Annotated in this window: 15 protein-coding genes; 4 read left to right on the top strand and 11 right to left on the bottom strand. The window is 38.7% G+C overall.

Going from position 1 to position 21,947, the window contains the following annotated elements; genetic code table 11:
* Positions 1–210: 210 nt before the first annotated feature.
* From EA772_RS10530 to EA772_RS10520, 3 genes are all read left to right on the top strand, one after another.
* Complete coding sequence (locus EA772_RS10530; RefSeq protein ID WP_124913008.1) at positions 211–2,055, top strand: alpha-L-fucosidase; 1,845 nt, start codon at positions 211–213, stop codon at positions 2,053–2,055.
* Between the two features lie 69 nt (positions 2,056–2,124).
* Entirely contained in the window at positions 2,125–3,711 is a 1,587-nt protein-coding gene (gene bshC / locus EA772_RS10525) for a bacillithiol biosynthesis cysteine-adding enzyme BshC (protein WP_124913006.1), read from the top strand.
* Positions 3,712–3,791: 80 nt separating this feature from the next.
* On the top strand, positions 3,792–4,877 hold the full coding sequence (locus EA772_RS10520) for an Ldh family oxidoreductase (protein WP_124913004.1): 1,086 nt from the start codon (positions 3,792–3,794) through the stop codon (positions 4,875–4,877).
* An 87-nt stretch (positions 4,878–4,964) separates the two neighbouring features.
* Here the strand turns inward: EA772_RS10520 and EA772_RS10515 are convergent, their stop codons facing one another.
* The 10 genes from EA772_RS10515 to EA772_RS10470 form a co-directional block, all read right to left on the bottom strand.
* The gene (locus tag EA772_RS10515; protein ID WP_124913002.1) at positions 4,965–7,640 is read right to left on the bottom strand and encodes a glycoside hydrolase family 3 protein; all 2,676 of its coding nucleotides are present in this window, start codon (positions 7,638–7,640) and stop codon (positions 4,965–4,967) included.
* A gap of 13 nt (positions 7,641–7,653) precedes the next feature.
* On the bottom strand, positions 7,654–9,081 hold the full coding sequence (locus EA772_RS10510; protein WP_124913000.1) for an alpha-L-fucosidase: 1,428 nt from the start codon (positions 9,079–9,081) through the stop codon (positions 7,654–7,656).
* Between the two features lie 52 nt (positions 9,082–9,133).
* A complete protein-coding gene (locus tag EA772_RS10505) occupies positions 9,134–10,741 on the bottom strand; it encodes a SusD/RagB family nutrient-binding outer membrane lipoprotein (protein ID WP_124912998.1) in 1,608 nt (535 codons plus the stop codon).
* Positions 10,742–10,762: 21 nt separating this feature from the next.
* Positions 10,763–13,984, bottom strand: a complete 3,222-nt coding sequence (locus tag EA772_RS10500; RefSeq protein WP_246834087.1) for a SusC/RagA family TonB-linked outer membrane protein — start codon at positions 13,982–13,984, stop codon at positions 10,763–10,765.
* A 127-nt stretch (positions 13,985–14,111) separates the two neighbouring features.
* The gene (locus EA772_RS10495) at positions 14,112–15,302 is read right to left on the bottom strand and encodes an ROK family protein (protein ID WP_124912994.1); all 1,191 of its coding nucleotides are present in this window, start codon (positions 15,300–15,302) and stop codon (positions 14,112–14,114) included.
* 140 nt (positions 15,303–15,442) lie between these two features.
* Positions 15,443–16,636: a signal peptidase I gene (gene lepB, locus EA772_RS10490; protein WP_124912992.1), complete on the bottom strand. Its 1,194-nt coding sequence runs from the start codon at positions 16,634–16,636 to the stop codon at positions 15,443–15,445.
* Between the two features lie 133 nt (positions 16,637–16,769).
* Positions 16,770–17,504, bottom strand: coding sequence for a 4-hydroxy-tetrahydrodipicolinate reductase (dapB, locus tag EA772_RS10485; RefSeq protein WP_010601675.1), 735 nt, complete (start codon positions 17,502–17,504; stop codon positions 16,770–16,772).
* 10 nt (positions 17,505–17,514) lie between these two features.
* Entirely contained in the window at positions 17,515–18,123 is a 609-nt protein-coding gene (locus EA772_RS10480) for a DUF5683 domain-containing protein (RefSeq protein ID WP_124912990.1), read from the bottom strand.
* A gap of 128 nt (positions 18,124–18,251) precedes the next feature.
* Positions 18,252–19,160, bottom strand: coding sequence for a ParB/RepB/Spo0J family partition protein (locus tag EA772_RS10475; protein WP_010601677.1), 909 nt, complete (start codon positions 19,158–19,160; stop codon positions 18,252–18,254).
* Positions 19,161–19,167: 7 nt separating this feature from the next.
* Entirely contained in the window at positions 19,168–19,971 is an 804-nt protein-coding gene (locus EA772_RS10470; RefSeq protein WP_010601678.1) for a ParA family protein, read from the bottom strand.
* 182 nt (positions 19,972–20,153) lie between these two features.
* Between EA772_RS10470 and EA772_RS10465 the strand changes: the two genes are divergently transcribed.
* Positions 20,154–20,675, top strand: a complete 522-nt coding sequence (locus EA772_RS10465; RefSeq protein WP_124912988.1) for an NADPH-dependent FMN reductase — start codon at positions 20,154–20,156, stop codon at positions 20,673–20,675.
* A 167-nt stretch (positions 20,676–20,842) separates the two neighbouring features.
* Here the strand turns inward: EA772_RS10465 and EA772_RS10460 are convergent, their stop codons facing one another.
* A complete protein-coding gene (locus tag EA772_RS10460; protein ID WP_124912986.1) occupies positions 20,843–21,913 on the bottom strand; it encodes a DUF2891 domain-containing protein in 1,071 nt (356 codons plus the stop codon).
* Positions 21,914–21,947: the final 34 nt, after the last annotated feature.

Here is a 21,947-nt window from a genome sequence, read left to right as displayed (position 1 = left end):
TGCGCAAATCAATGTAAGTCGGGCTATTTGTTATACATTATTTTTTACTGTTACTCTGAGCCGTCGAGTGCAGCAAAAAAATATGCCACTCCTATCCCGTTTAATTGGTTTCTGGTGCTACAACTATTAAAGGTTTCATGTCAAAGTGCTAAAATATCTTCATTTTTTTCAGCCAAAGCGCTATATTTAATCGTCATCTAAAAAAATTAAATGAGCATTTTAAATCGGCTGTTAACTTTTATTTTGTTAATTAGCATACAAGCCAGGGCACAAAATAATAGTCCAAAACCACAAAAAATGCAGTGGTTTGCTGATGCCAAACTGGGCATTTTCATTCATTGGGGTATTTATTCTGTAAATGGGATTTCAGAATCGTGGTCATTTTTTAATAACTACATCAACCACGACGCCTACATGAAACAATCAGCTGGATTTGGTGCCGAAAATTATCGTCCGCAGGAATGGGTAAATCTTATTAAAGAAAGCGGTGCTAAATATGCGGTGATTACTACCAAACATCATGATGGTGTTGCGCTTTGGGACAGTAAGGCCTCAAAAGCAACCACAACCTTAAATCACAGTGCAGCAAGAAAAGATTTAATTACGCCATTTGTTAGCGAACTTGAAAAATCAGGATTGAAAACAGGGCTTTATTTTTCACTTCCCGACTGGAGTTATCCAGACTATGATATTTTTACCCGGGAGCGAAAACGTTACGACATTAACAAGGAACCTAAACGGTGGGATACCTTTGTAAGCTACTATCATGCACAACTTAAGGAACTTTCCTCAAGGTACAATCCTGATTTGCTTTGGTTCGATGGCGATTGGGAACATACAGCGGAAGAATGGCAAAGCAATAAAGTTCATAGCATACTAAAAGCTAAAAACCCGAATATCATCATCAATGCAAGATTAGATCAACATGGTGACTATGAAACGCCAGAGCAAGGTGTGCCCACCATAAGGCCGCAAGGCAAGTATTGGGAACTTTGCTACACCATGAATGATTCGTGGGGCTATCAACCATACGACAGCCATTACAAATCATCAAACATAATCATCAGAACACTGGTAGATTGTATCAGTATGGGTGGCAATTTGTTGTTGGACATCGGCCCAAAAGCGGATGGAACCATCGCACCGGAGCAAGTTAAAATTTTGAAAGATTTAGGGCGCTGGATTAAAAAACACAGCGAAGCTATTTACGAAACACAGGCCGGAATTCCAGAGGGACATGTAAATGCAAAAACAGCATTATCAAAAGATAAAACACAACTCTACATTTATCTTGATTTCAAAACCACAAAAGGCATCTTGCTGAAAGGCATTAAATCAACAATAGAAAAGGTTGAAGTTGTGGGCAGCAAATCTGAATTAAAATCGACAAAGGTTAACGATACGGATTATATTTTTGATCTTCAGGAAAATGACTTTGATCATGATGTCACCGTGCTAAAAGTTTCCTTCAATAAAGAAATTTTGTTCTCAGAGAAAAAGGAGCAGCCACTTTCTTTACAGACATTATTTGAAGTTACGCATACCATGGATTTTTCTAACTTAAACTTGCGAACCCTCGCCGGTAATATCAATAGCGGAATAAATATTTTCGATAACACAAATCTTGCAGCAGATGGTTTAGGTTTTAAATCGGAAGTGAAAAATGCAAAAAACAGTATAAATGCCTGGGTAGTTAAAAATGCAGAAGCTTTATACAAAACTACTGCAGGAATTCCTCCTGGTCATTATATCGGCAATACGGCGCTATCTGCAGACAAGCAAACCTTGTATCTTTTTGTAGAGGGCACACCAACCGGACCAATTGCTATCAAAGGGCTAAAAAACAAGATCAGCAGAATAAGAGTTGTTGGCGAAGGTACAATGCTTGCCCATGAGGTTTACAATAAACTGTACTGGAGTGAAGTTCCGGGAATCGTTTATATCGATATTCCTAAAGATAAATTGGATAAAGAGTTAACCGTTATCGCAGTGCTATTAGACAGACCGATTGATTTATACAGAGAGAAAGTGGGTGCAGTGGAAAGCAATCTATAATTATTTAACAATTGTAAAATAGTAATTCAGCATGATGAATATTCTTAATTTGCAGTACTTTCGCTAATTATGCAGGCAAAATATATCTCCTATCAGGAAACCGGTTCATTTTCGAAACTGGTTTTGGATTATATCAATAACGAAGAAGCCCTTAAGGCTTTTTACAGTTATCGCCCTGATATGGAAGGCTTAGCCGAAGCCATTGAAAAACGGAATTTCTTGGGTGACAGAAACATCCTGGTTGAGGTGCTTAAAAAGCAGTATCAGCACATCCAAACCAATAAATCAGTAACCAAAAACATAGAGCTTTTAGCGTTAGAAAATACGTTTACCGTGACTACTGGTCACCAGCTTAACCTTTTTACCGGACCGCTTTATTTTATTTACAAAATTGTAACCGCCATCAATTTAGCTATTGAATTGAAGATGGCACATCCGGATAAGAATTTTGTGCCGGTATATTGGATGGCCACCGAAGATCATGATTTTGATGAAATCAATCATGTAAGCGTTGATGAAAAAAACATCAGCTGGATACAAACTACAAATGGTGCGACAGGCAGATTGAGTACCAAAACTGTTGCCGCTGCTGTTACCGCCTATAAAGGCTATTTAGGCATCTCCAAAAATGGAAAACACATTGCTAAACTCGTAGAAAAAGCTTACCTCGAACATGATAATTTAGCGGATGCCACCAGATATTTAGTAAATAAACTTTTCGAGAAATATGGCCTGGTGATCGTAAATGCTGATGAACCGGCATTAAAAAAACTATTTGCTCCTATCATCACCGCCGACATTGTTGAACACAATAGTTCAAGAAATATCGAAGAAAGTTCAAATAAGCTGGAAGAATTAGGGTTTAAGGCTCAGGTAAATGGTCGTGATATCAACTTTTTCTATTTAAAGGATGATTTGAGGGAGCGTTTGGTTTTTGAAAATGGAAAGTATTTGGTTAACCATACCGACATTAGTTTCACTGAAGATGAATTAAAAGCTGAGATTGGATCAAATCCGGAAAGGTTTAGTCCGAATGTGGTGATGCGCCCCATGTACCAGGAAGTGATTTTACCAAACATTGCCTACATTGGCGGAGGTGCCGAAGTGGCTTATTGGATGCAATTGAAAGCAAATTTCGATTTCTATAAAGTTGATTTCCCGGTGTTGTTGTTGCGAAATTCAGCTTTGCTGATTGATAAACGCAGTGCGGAAAATTTATACCATCTGGGTTTTTCGCTGGAAGATGTTTTCTTGCCCACCGAGGAATTAAAAAATCTTTGGGTCAGGAAAAACTCAACCGCTCAATTAAGTTTAGCCGACGAAACCAGGGCGATCAACAGTATTTTCGATCAGATTAAGTTAAATGCCTACAAGATTGATAAAACCCTTTCTGTTTCTACCGATACGGCAAAACAAAAAACTAACCGTTTAATTGAGAATTTAGAAAAGAAATTATTCAGAGCTGAAAAGCGCAAGCATGAAACCGCTTTGATGCAAATAGAAAATGTAAAAAGGCGACTTTTCCCGAATGGAACCATGCAAGAAAGAACCATGAACCTCGCCCCAATGTATGTAAACTATGGGGAAGATTTTCTTTCTTCCTGCATCGAAAATTTTGAACCTTTGGGTGGCGATTTTACTTTGCTTTTGCCCTAGACAAACCGTCATTGCGAGGTACGAAGCAATCTGATTATGAGATTGCTTCGTACCTCGCAATGACGAAAAATTAATATATAATGAACTTCATTACTTTTACCGAATCACACCTCCGTAACTTTACCTACAGCGTTTTTAAAAAAATGGGCTGCTCTGATGAACATGCTACACTGGCTACAGATGTATTGGTTCGTTCTGATTTGCGTGGGATAGATTCGCATGGCGTTGCCCGGTTGAGTGGCTATGTTAGGTTATGGGAAAAGAACAGGATTAATGCAAAGCCAAACATTAAAATCGTTCATGAAACCCCTACCACAGCAACCATTGATGCTGACGCTGGTTTAGGATTAGTTGTGGCGCCATTCGCCATGAAAGTAGCGATCGAAAAAGCCGAAAAATATGGCAGTGGCTGGGTTTCTGTTAAAAATTCAAACCATTTTGGTATTGCAGGTTACCATGCTTTGATGGCCGTTGAAAAAGATATGATTGGCATCAGCATGACTAATGCGAGTCCGCTGGTTGCCCCTACCTATGCGAATGAACGTTTGTTGGGTACAAATCCAATGTGTTATGCTTTCCCTGCAGGTAAATACCCCCCGGTAATTGTAGATATGGCTACATCAGCTGCTGCAAATGGAAAATTAGAGATTGCACAGAGAGCAAACAAACCCGTTCCTGATGGTTGGGTTCAGGATAAAAATGGAGAGAGTTCAATCGATCCAAACGAGTTGAAGAACGGCGGCTCACTTTTACCACTGGGAAGTGATAAGGATCATGGCAGCCATAAAGGTTATGGATTAAGTGCAACAGTTGATATTTTATCAGCTGTGCTTTCCGGAGCAAATTACGGACCTTGGGTCCCACCCTTCGTAGCCTTTTTAGAGCCCTCAGCAAATCCGGTTGGAGAAGGCTTGGGTCATTTCTTAGGTGCCATGCGTGTTGATGGTTTCCGCCCAGCTGAAGATTTTAAAAAGCACCTCGATAATTGGGTAGAACGTTTTAAAAATGCTCAAACCATGGATCCTGATAAAAAAGTAATTATTCCAGGTGAACCTGAGCATGAGTTTGAGCAGGAAAGAAAAGTAAGCGGAATTCCATTAATTGATGTAGTGGTAAATGATTTGAATGAATTGGCCTTAAAGTTGGGCATTCAAGGCCTCAGTTAACCATAAAAAAAGCCGCGAGTGTAACCAGCACTCACGGCGATAACTAACTAAGTACATATGGTTAACCTACCATAAAAAGGCAAAATCTTATTGAACCCGAAGCGTTTCCTTAAGGATTAACGCTTTACTGGAAGCACCAATCATAATTCTAAAGTCGCCAGGTTCCACAACAGCTTTCATATTTGCGTTTAGCATTTTTAGCATATCTGGTGTAATTTCAAAACTAATTTCTTTTGTTTCGCCTGGTTTAAGAAAGATGCGTTTAAACCCTTTTAGTTCTAAAACAGGTCTTGCAACTGTTGCCAGCATGTCTCTGATGTATAGCTGAGCAACTTCTTCTCCGGCCAAAGCACCAGTATTTTTTAGTTTAAATGTGGCAGTGATTTTCTCATCCACTTTAATTTCCTTTTTACTTAAAATCAAATCACTGTATTCAAATCTGGTATAACTTAATCCATAACCAAAAGGGAATAATGGTTCGCCACTCAAACTATTGTAGTCATCTCCCCTTCCGGTGGGCTTGTGGTTATAAACTAGCGGCAGCTGAGATTCGTGAATGGGATAAGTAATTGGTAATCTTCCGCCAGGATTATAGTCTCCGAAAAGCGTTTCCGCTATGGCGTTGCCACCTTCTTCGCCAGGATACCAGACATTTACGATAGCCGAAACCTGATCCATCCAGTTGCTCATGGTAATGGCACTTCCTCCTACCAATAGAACCACCACTGGTTTGCCAGTTTTGGCCACTTCAGTGATTAGTCTTTCCTGGTTTCCCGGAAGACTGAGCATGGCACGGTCCTGGAATTCTCCTTCTTTAATTCCGGCAGCAATAACCACAGCATCCGCCTGTTTTGCCAGCGCAACAGCTTCCGTTAATTCCTGTTCCTGGCGATCTTCAACATCTAAATTGGAAATTAATTTGATATAAGCATTGCCCCTAGTTTCCTGAAATTCTACTCGGATAATGTATTCTCTGCCTTTTTCGAATTTGTAAGGGATCAACCGGGTATGGTAAGATGTTTTTTCCCATTGATCGATGGCCAGTTGATCATTGATGAATAAGCGGAATCCATCATTTCCTTCCAGCCCAATTTTGAATTCTCCTGTTTTCGGAGCCATTAATTTACCTGTCCAACGGGCAGAATATTGATCTTTTGATAAGTTCCGATCCGGCGCATAGAGTGTCCACATGAAGTTGATTTGTTCATCAATTCTGATGAGATCGGGCTTGCCAGATAATGTTAAATTATTGAAATATTCCCCTTTTAATCCACTGGAAGTATCTGTTTTCAAATAAGCTTTTGGAATGGGCTTATACAATTGCGGATTGCGGCTACTGCCTTTTGCATAATTTACTTTTATCGTAGCGCCTGCTCTTTTTTTAATTCCATCTAGCATGTTCACTTTTCCATTGCCTGAACCACTGTAACCACCAAGACGAGCTTCAATGGCATCTTCGCCCAACACAAGAATATTTTTGACGTTTTTAAATGGCAAAATGGCTTCGTTATTTTTGAGTAATACGAAAGATTTTTGAGCCGCTTGTTTGGCGATGATTTTATGGCTTTTATCTGTAACTGCCTTTTGCGCATCCTTTTCTGAAACATAAGGATTTTCGAATAAACCCAATTCAAACTTTGCCCGCAGCACCCTGGAAACCGCATCATCTATGCGTTGTTTCGAAATTGAACCATCTAAAAAAGGTGGAATAAATAATTTATAATGATCGAATTCTGTTTGAAAGATCACATCTAGTCCGCCTTCCATAGCCTGAATGGTTGATTGCGAATATCCGCTTGCAGTGTGATGCAACACACTTGCTCCTCCAACAGCGCCTGCATCAGAAATTACGAAACCTTTAAAACCCCATTCGTTTTTCAATTTTTGGGTAAGCAACTGATAATTGGAAGTTGCAGGGGTTCCATCAAGCGAGTTGTAGGCTGTCATTAACGACCGGCTTTTACCTTGTTTAATGGTAGCCTCGAATGGCGGAAAGTAAATCTCTTCCATCAACCTGGCGTTATAATGTATCGGATAACTATCCCGGCCACCATCGCCAACATTGGCAATAAAATGTTTGGGTGTGGTTACGATATTTTGTTTTTCAAACGCACTGACAAAGGCAAGTCCCATTTGCGAAGAAAGAAAGGGATCTTCGCCATAAGTTTCTTCGGTTCTGCCCCATCTCACATCTGAAGCAATATTGACAACAGGAGTCAAAATATCCCTTATCCCTCTTAATTTGGTTTCCCGGGCAATAGCATTGGCAACGTTAGCCATGCTTGTTGTATCAAAACTTGCAGCCAAACCAATTGCCTGCGGAAAAGCAGTAGCGCCTTGTCGAACTAAGCCATGAAGGGCTTCATCAAAAGCAATAATTGGAATGCCTAAACGGGTTTCATTGATAAAATATTTTTGTATGGAATTGATTTTTTTAGCAAGCGTAAAGGCATTTTCAGTGGTATTGTAACTTAACATTTGGTTGGCTCCGCCACCACCTTGTGCCACGGCACTTACCTGCAAACCAAATATTCCGTTTTGATACCGCTTTTTATCTACGCCATCCAAATCTCCAGGAATCATAAACAACTGCCAGAATTTTTCCTCTGGTGTCATCCTGGCCAGTAAATCTTTTACCCGATCATCAATACTCGCCTTTGCGTCTTTGTAAATTAATTTTGTTTTTTGCTGAGCGGATGCAGAAAGACCCCCAAGAACGAAAAGACTAAATCCAACAGAAAGGATGATGTTTTTTATTTTCATTTTAACTGGGATATTATGGAGCCGTAAATTCGAAAGCTAAGGCCGCGGTTTGTTCAATCTTTGGAAGTGAAACAATAATTTCACCATTCACATTTTGCCATTTTATCTTTTTTCCCGTTGATAAAAGCCTTATATCGCTTCCTTTTTTAGGTGTGTTACCTTTCCATTTTAAGTTTGTTGGAACAGATTCATTAGGTTTTAAACAATAGATGGCGAAGATTTTCTTGGCATCCTTACTTTGAGTAAACCAGGTTTGTCCATCATTATAGTATTTTGTAATCCGGGTACCGTAAATGGCCTTTCCATTTTTTGAAGTCCATTTTCCTATTTCATTGAGTTGGTGCGTAACTTGTTCTGGCAAGGTTCCATCTGGTTTCGGACCAACACCGAGTAATAAACTTCCTCCCTTGGCTACAATCTCCACCAGCTTGTGTACTACTTCGGTTGATGATTTATATTGATCATTGGGAACAAAACCCCATGCTCCGCCTAACGTCATGCAACTTTCCCAGGGATAATCCAATTGCTTTTCCGGAATTCTTTGCTCGGGTGTTTGATAATTTTCAAAGGGGCCATGAACCGTCCGATCAACCATTAATAAGCCAGGTTGCGCTTTTCTGGCCATTGCAGCAATCTTAGGCATATCAATATCCTGGCTCCATTTCGGAATATTAGCGCCCCATGACAACACTTCTTCATTTACCGTTTCCAACGGACGAACCCATCCGCCATCGAGCCATAAGATATCTACAGTTCCGTAGTTATTCATCAGTTCGCTAATCTGGTTGTAAGTAAAATCCTTGAATTTGTTCCAGCGCCATGGATATTTCCGGATATCATAATTGTTATTGCGATCTGCTGTAGCATATTTTTGCCACCAATAATATTGCGAGTGCCAATCGGGTTTAGAAAAGTAGGCACCAATCATGAAACCATCTTTTCTAAAAGCATCAAAAACGTATTTGGCTACATCAGCTTTGGGGTTACTGGCAAAAGGACCTTTGGCGATGCTAAAATCACTTTGCTTGGTATCGAACATGGCGAATCCATCGTGGTGTTTCGTGGTAAAAACCAGGTATTTCATTCCGGCATTTTTGCCAGCGGCAGACCATTGTTCAGGATTAAATTTTGTGGGGTTAAATTGTTTACTGAAATCCCAGTACCACTTTTTATAGTTTTCATAAGAAACCGTAGAATCTCTTTCAATCCAGTCTTCTGAACAGATAGACCACGATTCGATGATACCCGGAATGGCATATAATCCCCAGTGAATGATCATTCCAAACTTTTTATCCTGCCATTGATCTAATTTGTCTTTTACCAGTTGATCTTTTGGCCATTCGTAAGTGGCCGATTGTTGCATGATATCATTGCGTTCTTGTGCAAACGAAAACACAAAGCAACATAGGAACGCAAAAACAATAATTAATTTTCTATTCATCTTAAAATATAAAAATCCCAGCCAAATGACTGGGATTAAATGAATTATTCAACTAGGGCATCCAGAAAATTTTTGTTTTTCTGGTGTCTTTACTTACAACTGCCTGATAGTTTTCACTGTTGAGTGTTTTTTCCTTCGCAGGATAAATCAATCTTGTTGGCGGCGTATCAAAACCTGATAACTTTCCTGCCGTTGGAAAAGTTAAAAGAGGGAAGCCCGTTCTTCTATACTCAGACCACGCTTCTGTTGATTGTAAAACTCCGTAATGAAGCCATTTCTGGTTGTAAATCAAGGTAAGTTTAGCCGCAGAAGATCCTGTATAAGTTGCTGTAGAAGAATTCACCCATGCATCTACAACTGATGCAGAAGGTGCTGTTACATTTCGGTAACCGCCACCTTGATTTAAATTATTAAGGTAATGATAAAAAGTAACGGATTGTCTTAAAGCCTTATCATATGCTGTTTTTGCAGAAGCAGTATTTCCCCATCTTTCAAAGGCTTCTGCTTTTAGGAAATTAACTTCTGATGAGGTAATTAATATGCCTGGTAACTTTTGGTTAAACAAAAACGTTGCTGAATCCAATACAGAATAATCCGCGAAGCTAGATTCTTGCTGAGCAGTTGTAAATGTGATTGGCATTGCTCTATAGTTGGCATTCTGAACAAATACATCCCTGTTGTTAATCTTTACTGTTCTACCAAATTTATCATAAATAACCGGAATCCTTGGATCATTGGCTGGTAACATCAAAGTATTTAACGCATAATCTGTAGCATACCAGCTACCTTCAAAAAAGGCATCTCTCAAATCACTTGTACTGTTTGTTAATGTTTGTAATAAAACATCTGATGTTGCCGGGTTGTATTCGGCTGTGTTATCGCCATCTATTAAAGGCGAGGTAGCCTGATTAGCAAGCATGGCTAAAACTGCTGTTCTGGCGGTTGCTTCATCAGTTCTGGAAATACGCATTAATAAACGCAGGCGCAATGAATTTGCATAGCGAGCCCACATATTCATACTTCCCTTTAACAGAATATCAGATTTTGAAAAAGCTGATGTTGTCGTATTGGTGTTGAAGTAAGTTGCTAACGCTTCCAAATCGGCAATAAAAGAAGTATACAATGCCTTTTGCTCATCGTATTTCGGATTGCTAATTGTACTGCTTAAGTTTAAGCTACCTGCTGCAGTGTATGGAATATCACCCCATAAATCTACCATTTTCGCCGCCTGTTCAATCAAAACAACTTTGGCAGCTTGCATGATTGCTTTCTGATTGGCTTGTTCAGCAGCAGATAACGATTGATATTTAACCTCCATTGTTCTGTATTGAGCCAATACACCACTACCATTTCCACCAGTGCTGTAAAAATCATCCCAATATTGTTGAGAATAGCCATCGCTTTGCTGATAAATGGTATTGCCATTTGCTATATAACTTGTTTGTGCATAAACACCTGGCATTTGTGTTAAAAACGTACGTACATTCCAATATTTAGCCGCAACACGGTCGTTATTGAGCATACCGGTGAATAATCCATTTAAACTGGGATCTAAAACCTTTTCCGGATTATTAAATTTTTCATCAAGTTCTTTTTTACAACCAACTACAGTCGATATTGCAATTAAAAGAAAGCTTGCTTTTATAAATAACTTTTTCATAATTTCTTATTGATTAGTTGGTTAAAAATTAGCGTTAAGTGAGAAACCAAAGTTTCTTGAAGCTGCTGTAGAACCTACATCAACACCTTGAGACCACCATTTATTTCCCAGAGGTGCCTCAGGATCTAAATCCTTTAAGGTACGGTGGATGTAAAATAAGTTACGTCCAATTAATGAAAACCTAAGGTTTGTGATACCTATCTTTTTGGTAAAGGTTGCAGGTATTTTATAGCTTAGGGTGATTTCCCTCATTTTAATGTAGTTATTTTTGAAAATTTCTGCTTCCGTCAATGAACCTTCACCCCAGTTATAAGTTGTGATATAATAATCAGCAGCAGAAAGTATTTTGGTATTTGGCAAGCCTGTTGTTTGGTTAACCCCTTGTAACAATACACCATCGTTGTAGGTTTTACCATTGCTTGTGTAAGTTAACCCACCGTTTTCAGCATCTCTAAATTCCATTGAATTTTCAAGCATACCTGCACCACGCATGTACTTTAAGTTTGGAGCAATCATTTTGCCGCCAAAACGATAATCAATAGTGAAATCTAAAGCAAAATTACTATAGCTTAATGTGTTGGAAAAACCACCAACAGCCTTTGGCATAATATTTCCAGCTTTAACATATACCGAATTATCCATTACATAAAAACCATCATCATTAATTAAATAATTTCCGTTAGCATCGGTTTTTCTTGGGCGAATGTAAATGTTACCTAATTCTTCACCTGCTTTTGCTACGATTTTTGCAGTAGCCTGATCCGAGCTATAGAAGTTAATTTCTGAATTGGCATCTTTTAAGGAGTTCACTTTAGATTTGTTGGTGGAGAAGTTTAAACGGGTATCCCATCTAAATTTGCCGGCAATTGGAGTAGCATTTAATGCCACCTCAAAACCTCTGTTCCCAATTTCGCCCACATTTATGATTTGACTTTGTGCACCATTTGTTGAGGTTACATCAAGCGGTAAAATCTGGTTCTTGATTTTGTTGTCATAATAACTAACATCAAAACCTAATCTACCTTTTAAGAAACGTGTTTCTAAACCAAATTCAGCCTCATGTTTTTTCTCCGGCAATAAATTTAAATTACCAAAAGATCTGGCGGTAACAATCGATGGAACTGAACCATTTACACTTTGAAGCGAGTTTTGAGTGTAGGCAATGTTAGCTTCATAAATTGGAGGGGCATTACCCACTACGCCATACGATGCCCTTAATTTACCATACTCCCAGAATGATGGCAACTTAACAATATCGCTAAATACAAAACCGGTATTTACAGAGAAATAAGAATATTGGTTGTTTTGAGGAGGTAATGTAGAAACATATTCTCTTCTACCAGTAGCTTCCAAAAACAGGAAATCCTTATAGCTAAAGTTTGCAATTCCCAGATAAGCATATTTTAATTGTTCTTTTCTTGTTTCTGCTGTTTCTGCAACGTTAAATGAGTTGGATAATGCAAAGAAATTCTCAGAAACTAATCCATCTCTGGTATTTGATCTTAAATCTTTAAATGTTTCTTTTCTTCCCTGATAACCTCCGCTTAGAGATAATCCGAAATCTTCACCTATTCTATTCGAATAAGTTACCAATGCATCACCATACAATATAGCATATTGGCCTTGATTAGTAGTGTAAGAACCTGTACTCGTGTTACCATTTAATGCACTAGGAATTTCAGTAAACTGTCTGTTTTCTGCTTTTATGCTTGTATAGTCATTACCAATACGACCTCTAAATTTCAGGTTTTTTGCAAAATCATAATTTAAAGTGAAACTAGATAATAACCTATTCTCGTTTTCCTGATAATTGTTTTTTAATTGTTGCCAGTAAAAATCCAGCAAATTTGTCGCTCTGATATTGTAAACAAATGGTTCAGGGCGAGCAGTTTGATCAAAAGTAGAATACTTGTAACCATTACTGGTTTGGTATTTTTCTTTCATCAAACTCATATCTTCTGCACGACTAAAAAAACCGGCGAATGAGCCCAAAACCTGACCCAACTGATATGGTCTGTTTACCGTTTTCGTGTTAACATAACTTACGATAACATCAGCAGAGACTTTTGGAGCTATTTTGATTGTAGAGTTTAAATTGAAGGTATTTTTAGAACCCGTATTACCAGGCTGTGTACCTTTATAGTCTAACCTTGTTGCAGAAAAGCGATAATTTAATGCATCAGTTTGGTTTGATATGGCAATATTCGCATTTGAGGTATATCCATCCTGATAAACATTCCTGTAATTGTTGGGTTGAGGTGAATAAGGGCGAATAGAACCATCCCACCATCTTACTTGCTGTCCTTCCATTTTAGGACCAAAATTAGCATAAGCTCTAAAGTATGGTCTTAAGCCAGTTGGCGATAATGGATCAGCAATCCAACCATCTTCTGTTGCACCATTCGCTACGTTAGTTTCTCTATCGTATCCAGGCCCGTAAGTATTCTGAAAATTAGGCAAGAAAGCAACTTGATCAATCGAACCCTGATAGTTAAAATCGATGCCTAAACCGCGACTTTTTGACCCTTTTTTAGTTGTAATGACAATCACACCACTGGCTGCATCAGACCCATATAAAGCAGATGCACTAGCACCTTTTAATACTGTTAAACTTTCAATATCTGCCGGGTTAATGTCTAAAATACCATTTCCACGAACACGCTGATCATCCCAGTAGTTGTTATTATTAGCTCCTGCAGCACCGTTTTGACCATCATTTCTAATCATTACACCATCAACAACATATAAAGGTTGCTGATTATAATTAATGGAATTAATACCGCGAATCTGAACGTTTACCGCACTACTTGCACCACCAGGCGCCGTCGTAATTTTCACACCTGCTGCCTTTCCATACAATGCAGATGCAAAATTTGTATTACCCGCCTCTGTTAGTTGCTTCGCTGTAACAGTGCTCACAGCATAACCTAAAGATTTTTCTTGTCTTTTGATGCCTAAGGCAGTTGTGACAACACTAACCTCATCTAACTGATTAGTACTTTCCTTTAATGTTACGCTTACTGTAGCCTGATCATTGTAAGCAACTTCCTGTCTTAAATAGCCAATTGCCGAGAAAACCAGGGTTTCTTTTGGAGATACGGCAATAGAAAATTTTCCACTACCATCTGTTTGGGTAACTTTTGTTGTTCCCTTGATGGAAACGCTCACACCTGGAAGCGGTCCAGATGCATCTCTCACCGTTCCGGTGATTGTTTTTTGTGCGTAGGATGTTATTGTTAACATGGTTAACAACAAGATACTCAAGCACCTTAAGTACACTCTTTTCATATTTTTTTAGTTAGGGTTTTGATTAGTTGTTTTAGGGATTTGGTTTTGGTTCTTTTATATATCCATAATTAATAGTTTATGCTTATTCAAATTGACTATGTTCTACAATCAGACTTGCGGCCGCCAATAGCTCAGCCTCATCAGTTAGCGTAGATAATTTTATAGTGGTTTGCCCCGCAATACGAGGGATACAGAATTGATTAATGGCTTGCTGAATGGATGGCAACAGCATTTGACCAGCCTTGGCACCTCTGCCACTCAACACAATACATTCCGGATTTAGAATATGAATTAATGTAGCCAGTCCTTTGCCAAGCTGAAAGCCCGCTTTTGACAGAATAGAAATGGCCAGAGGGTCTTGTGCAATCACAGCATCTAAAAAATGATCTCTCGGGTGTTTGCTTTTATCTTTGAAAAGCTCTTTCATGTTTGATTCACTACCCTCTGCCAGTGCTTTTTCAGCCTTCTCCGCCATTACGAGCAATGAGGTATCTACTTCAAGGCAACCCCGCCGCCCGCATGAACACAGATTATTGCTGTCTGACAAAGGGATATGGCTAAACTCACCTGCATATCCGCTGCTTCCGCGATAAAGTTTACCGTCCATAATCATCCCTAAACCTGTACCCCATCCAATATTCACCACCATAGCATCTTTCAGATCAATCGCTTCCCCAAAATTTAATTCAGCCAGTGCAATTAAACTGGAGTCATTATCGATAGATACTGGTAGTTTTATTTTTTTGCTGAGGTATTCGCGGAGGGTATCGCCCTTTTTAACAGGCAGATAAGATAAGTTTACTCCTAATTCTGCATTTACAAAACCCGGCATACCTACTCCAACCCCTACAATATTTTTTCTATTGATGCCTGATTCGTCAATACTTTGGTTAATGAAATCGATGAGCGCTGAAACATCACTGTTCTCATCCGACATATCAAATTCCAGATATTGCATTGGAATCACCACATTTCTGGAAAGGTTATAGATCGTTAGCCTGGTAATGAGCTGATCCATGGCTACGGCAACAATATATTTTTGATGATCAGCATTAAGCAAATACATAGATGGCCTTCTGCCACCCGTTGAAGGCGCTAAGCCTTGTTCAAGAATATAACCTTCAGCAATTAAAACATTTACTAATGAGGTAACCAATGGCAAACTTTTTTTAGTAAGCTTACTTAAATCAGTTAGCGATAAAGCCTTTTTATAATAAAGATGTTTGATAATGTCGGCCCTTAAGCGTTGACCTTTCTCAATAATGACAGACATATTTATTTGGTTTATAAACAAACTTAATAAATAAATTCAAAACATTCGCCAACTTATTAATTTTTTTTAAAAGTAATTTCCAAACAAAAAAAGGCCTAAATTTCTTTAAGCCTTTTTTTGTTTGGATTTAGATCATCAAACTAGTCAATTCCTTTGAATAACCTGCTCCAGCGTATTTTACTAAAGAACGAAGCGTCGCTGTCAATGCTCATCCAGATGAATAATGCTTTACCCACAATATGGTCTTCAGGAACGAATCCCCAGTAGCGGGAATCGGCAGAATTGTGACGGTTATCACCCATCATCCAATAGTAGTCCATTTTAAATGTATAGCTGGTTGCAATTTTATCATTAATATGCCATACACCGTCTTTTTTCTCAACTTTATTACCTTCATAAGTTCTGATTGCTCTGTAATAAAGTGGCATAGTAGTGCTATCGATTTTAACCGTCCAACCTTTCGAAGGAACTTTAATCGGACCAAAGTTATCCCGATTCCAAACCCGATTTGGATCGTGTGGGAAAACACCGCCTTGTTCAGGACCTGGTGCATCAGGACTTAAGGTTACCGAGCCCACAAAATCAAATGTCTTCAGTTTTTCAGCAATTTCCGGTGAAGCGTTTACAATATAGGTTTTATCTGAAATAGCCGGACTGTTACCTAAATCAAGTTTGAATTCATCTAACACAGCGTAGTTAAAATCCATTGTTTTAAAAACGACGCGATAAGGCATCATGCCGGTATTTTTTAAAGGTTCTTGTTTGCCATTTACCGATGCCACCCCATTACTCATGGAGATTACATCTCCGGGAATCGCGATGCACCGTTTAATGAAGTTTTCACGTTTATCAACCGGACGATCGACAATGGTAAAGTTGCTTCGAACCTGTTCACGCCCCATGTTGCGTACCATGTTGTAATAACTATCTGATTGATTTTCTACCGCTACGGTATCTCCTTCAGGAAAGTTAAACACCACTACATCATTTCGCTTAATTTCTGACAAACCTGGTAAACGATGATATTTCCACTGAACGCCGTCCCAATAAGCTTTTGTTGACGTAGTAAGTGGCATAGTATGATGCGCAAATGGAAATGCTACAGGTGTCATCGGGATGCGGGCACCATAGTTTACTTTACTCACGAAAAGAAAATCGCCAATTAATAGAGAACGCTCCATTGATCCTGACGGAATGGTATAAGCCTCGATAAAGAAAACACGGATGATGGTAGCTGCTACAACAGCGAAAACAATGGCGTCAACCCATTCCCTTGTCTTTGTTTTTTTCTTTTTTGTGGCATCCTTTTTTCGTTGCCAGAATTTATAATTCATATTATTTTTTATTGGTTAACTGTTATATAAACCGGTTAACTGTTATCTGATTTTATTCGATTTTAAGCCTATTAACTCCTGCTCTTTGCTCCCTCGTCTTTGCTCCTTATTCTTTGTTCTTTTCTTCCTGCTCCTACTCGAAAATATCGGTAATACTGAAAAACCCTTTTTTATCCTTTACCCATTCTGCCGCTACAACAGCGCCTAAAGCAAAACCAGCCCGGCTATGTGCAGTATGTTTTATCTCAATATCATCTACCTCACTGCTGTAAATTACCGTATGCGTTCCAGGTATATTTTCAATACGGTGCGATTCGATCAGCAATTGTTCCGCTTTCGGAAAAACTTCCACATCAGTTCCAATTACTTCATTCAACCATTCCGCTTTCCGTTCCAGATGATCTACAATCCCTTCAGCTAAAGTAATGGCTGTTCCACTTGGTGCATCAAGCTTTTGTGTATGATGAATTTCCTCAACCTGAACTTCATAAGCCGGGTAGTTATTCATCAGTTTTGCTAAAGTTTGATTTAATTTGAAAAACAAGTTAACGCCAATACTAAAATTAGACCCATACAACAGTGTATTGTTACTGGTGTTGCAATCATTTTTAACCTCCTGAAGTTTGCCATACCAGCCGGTGGTACCTACCACAACGGGAACATTTGCATCGAAACAAGCATTAATGTTATTTAAAACCGAATCTGGCGTACTAAAATCAATGGCCACATCTGCTGATTTCAAGTTTTGCCTGGTTAAATCTTCCTGGTTATCTATTGATATTTTTAAAACGATTTCATGACCACGTTCAAGGGCAAATTTTTCGATAATTTGTCCCATTTTGCCATAACCTAAAAGCGCAATTTTCATGAGTTGGAATTTAAAATGTTAGGGAGAGTTTTATTGCAGGTGTAGCGTTAAAACTATATATGCTATTTGAGTTGATCATTGTTGGCAACACCTTAAAAGATAAAGTGTCATCAATATTGAAGAAATGTAAACGGGCAGCCACATACGCATCAACTACATTGGCGAAATAAACCAATCCATAAGAGAAAAGCACAATTTGCTTGTTTCTACGGTAAGTGTCTTTTCCTGTCGTAATTCCCTGAGTAGAATATCTTGAAGTTATCTTATCTGGGTTTACAAATGGTCCATTTGGATCTGGTCTGTTATTATTTTCGTTACGGTATTGCAGCTCTGTCAAATAAAGATTGTATTGCTTACTGCTTTCTATAAAAGATAGCGTTAAAACCGTAAAACCACCATAAATTGCTCCTATTTTACCTATAGTGTAAATGCGTTGAAAGGTAAGGTTTTTGCCTGCCCTCGATCCATCATTTAGCAATTGCATGTTATAAATTTGCCCCAAACCAGGTAGAATGAGCGATTTAATTACAGCTTTTCTTCCGGCAACCTTGCCTGGATTAACATATTTAGCCTTCATTGAATCTCTTCTGGTCATTACCTTTGGAGAATCAACTTTCATAGGCCTGTAGTTCCGACTCTTTATAGTGTCAGTAGCTTTTGATACAGTATCTTCTACCTGAGCCGAAGCTTGGTTTACAAGAAAAAAAGTAAATAAGGAAACCAGTATTAAAAGCCTATGAAGTTGCATTACCAGTCTAATAATTCTAAAATCCTGTTTAAATCATCATCGCTCATAAAAGGAATTTCGATTGCACCTTTACCATTCTGACTTACTTTCAGTTTTACCCTTGTAGCAAATTTTGAAGCTAAATCATCCTGTAGTTTTTGATATTGAAAAGAAACAGCTTTTGTTTTCGGCTGATCTTCCACCTTTAGCGGCGCATGTTGCAAATTACGAACGAGTTCTTCTACTTTTCGTACGGATAAACCTTTTTCTAAAATTTCCTGGTGGATGAACAATTGTTTATCCACACCATCAACATTGATTAATGCCCTGGCGTGCCCCATGGAAATGCGCTGATCACGAATGGAAGCCTGAATAGCTGGGGGAAGTTTTAACAAACGCAGATAATTGGTAACGGTGGTACGGTTTTTACCTACCCGTTCACCCAATTGCTCTTGCTTTAAACCCACTTCATCAATCATCCGCTGAAAACTTAAAGCTACTTCAATGGCATTTAAATTCTCCCTCTGGATATTTTCAATCAATGCCATTTCCAGCATTTGCTGGTCGTTGGCACTGCGAATATAGGCCGGAACCTTTGTTAGTCCTGCAAGTTTAGAAGCCCTGAATCTACGTTCGCCAGATATTAACTGATATTTATTGGCAGATAATTTTCTTACCGTGATTGGCTGGATCAAGCCTTGAACTTTTATGGAATCAGCAAGCTCGTTTAATGCTACCTGGTCAAATTCGGTACGTGGCTGATAAGGATTGGTTTCAACTTCGGTTAAACTTACATGACTGATATTGCCAATCTGCTCAGTTTCGCTCACGTCATTCACCTGCTGTTTTGGTGGATGAGAAGATTCGCTATCATCTAAAAGCGCACTTAACCCTCTTCCTAAACCTGTTTTTCGCTGAAAAGATGTCATCTATAATTTATAAAGTTGCTGTATTTATGTTTTCTTCTTCCTTCAATAATCCGTTTTTCTTCACGATTTCGCGGGCAAGATTCAGGTAGTTAATGGCACCTTTGCAGTTTGCATCATGCATAATTACCGATACCCCATAACTCGGCGCCTCACTCAAGCGGGTGTTTCGTTGAATAATGGTATCAAAAACCAGTTCGTGAAAGTGCGTTCGTACTTCTTCTACCACCTGGTTCGATAAACGTAAACGAACATCGTACATGGTCAATAAAATCCCTTCTATCTCCAACTGAGGATTTAAACGGTTTTGAACAATTTTAATTGTATTAAGCAATTTACCTAAACCTTCCAGGGCGAAATACTCACATTGAACCGGAATGATAACCGAATCGGCAGCTGTTAAGGCATTGATGGTAATTAAACCCAATGAAGGAGAGCAATCTATAATAATAAAATCATACTGATCTTTAATTTTCTCTAAAACCGCTTTCATTTTATACTCACGGTTGTTCAGATTAATCATCTCGATTTCAGCACCCACCAGGTCGATGTGCGCAGGAAGTAAATCCAAATTTGGTGTATCAGTTTTCTGAATCGCCTGTAAGGGATCAATATCGTTGATGATACATTCGTAGATACTGTCTTTTATATTCCGGGGATCAAAACCAATGCCTGAAGTTGAATTCGCCTGAGGATCAGCATCTACCAATAACGTTCTGTATTCTAATACGGCTAAACTCGCAGCCAGGTTTATAGATGATGTTGTTTTACCAACGCCACCTTTTTGATTTGCTAATGCAATAATTTTGCTCATCTATCTATCCGAAATTTACTTAAAGCTTATACGGGCGTTGCTAAATCATGCCTTTTAATCGGCAAAAAGTTCTATTTTTGCGTTGTTTACGCCCTTTTTATCAATCAGCTAAGATACAAACTATATGGCAATTTTAGCAATAAGGGCATTTGGGTTTTGAACATCTTATTAACAATTCATCCATGATTACAATTATAGCAGCCACCAACAGACCCAATAGCAATACGTTAAAAGTTGCTAAATATTACCAGCAACAACTTAAATTCAAAGGTTCGGATGCTAACTTGTTCAGCCTTGAACATTTACCTGCAGATGTTTTAAATACTGATATGTATGGCAAACGCTCGGTGGCATTCCAAAAAATACAGGATTTAATTTCATCTACCGAGAAATTTATTTTTGTTATGCCAGAATATAATGGCAGTTATCCTGGCGTTTTAAAAGTATTGGTTGATGCCTGTAATTATCCGGATAGCTTTTATGATAAAAAAGCCGCTTTAATTGGGGTTTCCTCAGGTAAATATGGCAACATCCGCGGTGTAGATCACTTTACAGGCGTTTGCCACTACGTTCACCTGCATGTTTTGCCTTTGCGCATCCATATTCCGAATATTAAGCAAGAGCTGAATGAAAACGGAAATTTGTTTAAAGAAGATACCCTTAAGTTTACGGATGAGCAAATTGACAAGTTCATCAAGTTTTAAACAGGATTTTTGATTTCGAAGTCAGGGTCTGTTAAATTTCCCCTTAGATTCAAACAAATAAAATACACAGATTACCGATTAGCCGTCATCCTCCATTCACGCCTGCGCTCGTTTCTAACGAGTGCATCATAGCTATACGATTCTATCGTATTTTAATCTCCACCTTACTATTCTAAAGCATAAACAGCGAAAGATGCGAGCCAATGGTCGCCGCCATAATTACCAGCAAACACCAATGGAAGTGCATTGGCTAGAAATTTATCGGCAGTAAGTTCAAAGTGTTTTTTCCACTTATGGTTGTTAGGCAGCTCTTTGGCAATACCCTTCATACACCAGGCCCGGGTAAAAGATAAACCAACTAAATGAACACCCTGATAATCGTTAATATCGCTGATGATGGGCAAATCACTGATGCGCTCGATGCTTCTTTTCTCGTAAAACTTATTTAACCAAGCCAAAAAATCCTTATTTGGAAGCACCTTTCTCATTAAATCAGCTATTTCTAAACTCGGCGAAAAGAAGTCTGAACCATCTGGCTCCAGATAAGCGGGAGTTGCAGTATTATCTAAATAAAAGGCTTTTGCTTTATCGTTGATTTGTTTTTCAAAGGCTGAATCTTTAAAGGTTCTTGCCCAATCCAAAGCAAACACCAAACCAAATGCAGTGTTTGGATGAACGCCCGTTCTATTTGGATAAGTTTGTTTGGGCAGATAAGCTTTCCAAAGTTTTAATATCTGTTGTGTTAACGGTTGCAATGCAGCATACCATTTTTTTGCATCCGGATTATCCCAGGTATACAATTCCTGATCGAGCTTTAATAACCAGGCCCAGCCATAAGTACGTTCATAAGTATTGGCTACCTGATACTTGGTAAAATACTCGGCCTCTGCCTGCATTTTTTCAAGCTTAAAAGTTTTATTTAAAATGGCGATGATCTCCGCCTTATTCTTCAAATCTGGAACCGTTTTGAGTAAACGCAAGAGCATCCAGTGCCCATGAACTGAACTGTGCCAGTCTAAACAACCGAAAAATGCCGGATGTAATTCACTTGGAAGCAAACGCCCGTCAACTGCGGAATTTGCTACATGCGAAGTTTTATTCGGAAATTCCTGTCCTATACAGCGTATAGGCATTTTGGAAAGTTTTTCTGAAACATCAGCCGTTAATGTTGGTACAGTTTGCGAGTGAGCAAACAAAGAGATAAAAAGAAACGTTGCGATAGCGAAAAACTTCTTCATTGTTGAATTGACTAATAAGTTATGATTTCTTTTT

This window comes from Pedobacter sp. G11, from assembly GCF_003860265.1.
Lineage (GTDB): Bacteria > Bacteroidota > Bacteroidia > Sphingobacteriales > Sphingobacteriaceae > Pedobacter > Pedobacter agri.
This window is presented reverse-complemented; position numbering and strand designations above follow the sequence as displayed.

Excerpts from the sequence above, each read along its gene's own strand:
- EA772_RS10470 (WP_010601678.1), bottom strand. The coding sequence starts at position 19,971 with ATGAGCAAAATTATTGCATTAGCAAATCAAAAAGGTGGCGTTGGTAAA.
- EA772_RS10500 (WP_246834087.1), bottom strand. The coding sequence starts at position 13,984 with ATGTTAACAATAACATCCTACGCACAAAAAACAATCACCGGAACGGTG.
- EA772_RS10495 (WP_124912994.1), bottom strand. The coding sequence starts at position 15,302 with ATGTCTGTCATTATTGAGAAAGGTCAACGCTTAAGGGCCGACATTATC.
- dapB (WP_010601675.1), bottom strand. The coding sequence starts at position 17,504 with ATGAAAATTGCGCTTTTAGGTTATGGCAAAATGGGACAAATTATCGAA.
- EA772_RS10460 (WP_124912986.1), bottom strand. The coding sequence starts at position 21,913 with ATGAAGAAGTTTTTCGCTATCGCAACGTTTCTTTTTATCTCTTTGTTT.
- EA772_RS10530 (WP_124913008.1), top strand. The coding sequence starts at position 211 with ATGAGCATTTTAAATCGGCTGTTAACTTTTATTTTGTTAATTAGCATA.
- bshC (WP_124913006.1), top strand. The coding sequence starts at position 2,125 with ATGCAGGCAAAATATATCTCCTATCAGGAAACCGGTTCATTTTCGAAA.
- EA772_RS10510 (WP_124913000.1), bottom strand. The coding sequence starts at position 9,081 with ATGAATAGAAAATTAATTATTGTTTTTGCGTTCCTATGTTGCTTTGTG.
- EA772_RS10520 (WP_124913004.1), top strand. The coding sequence starts at position 3,792 with ATGAACTTCATTACTTTTACCGAATCACACCTCCGTAACTTTACCTAC.
- EA772_RS10515 (WP_124913002.1), bottom strand. The coding sequence starts at position 7,640 with ATGAAAATAAAAAACATCATCCTTTCTGTTGGATTTAGTCTTTTCGTT.
- EA772_RS10475 (WP_010601677.1), bottom strand. The coding sequence starts at position 19,160 with ATGACATCTTTTCAGCGAAAAACAGGTTTAGGAAGAGGGTTAAGTGCG.
- EA772_RS10505 (WP_124912998.1), bottom strand. The coding sequence starts at position 10,741 with ATGAAAAAGTTATTTATAAAAGCAAGCTTTCTTTTAATTGCAATATCG.
- EA772_RS10480 (WP_124912990.1), bottom strand. The coding sequence starts at position 18,123 with ATGAAAGTTGATTCTCCAAAGGTAATGACCAGAAGAGATTCAATGAAG.
- lepB (WP_124912992.1), bottom strand. The coding sequence starts at position 16,636 with ATGAATTATAAATTCTGGCAACGAAAAAAGGATGCCACAAAAAAGAAA.
- EA772_RS10465 (WP_124912988.1), top strand. The coding sequence starts at position 20,154 with ATGATTACAATTATAGCAGCCACCAACAGACCCAATAGCAATACGTTA.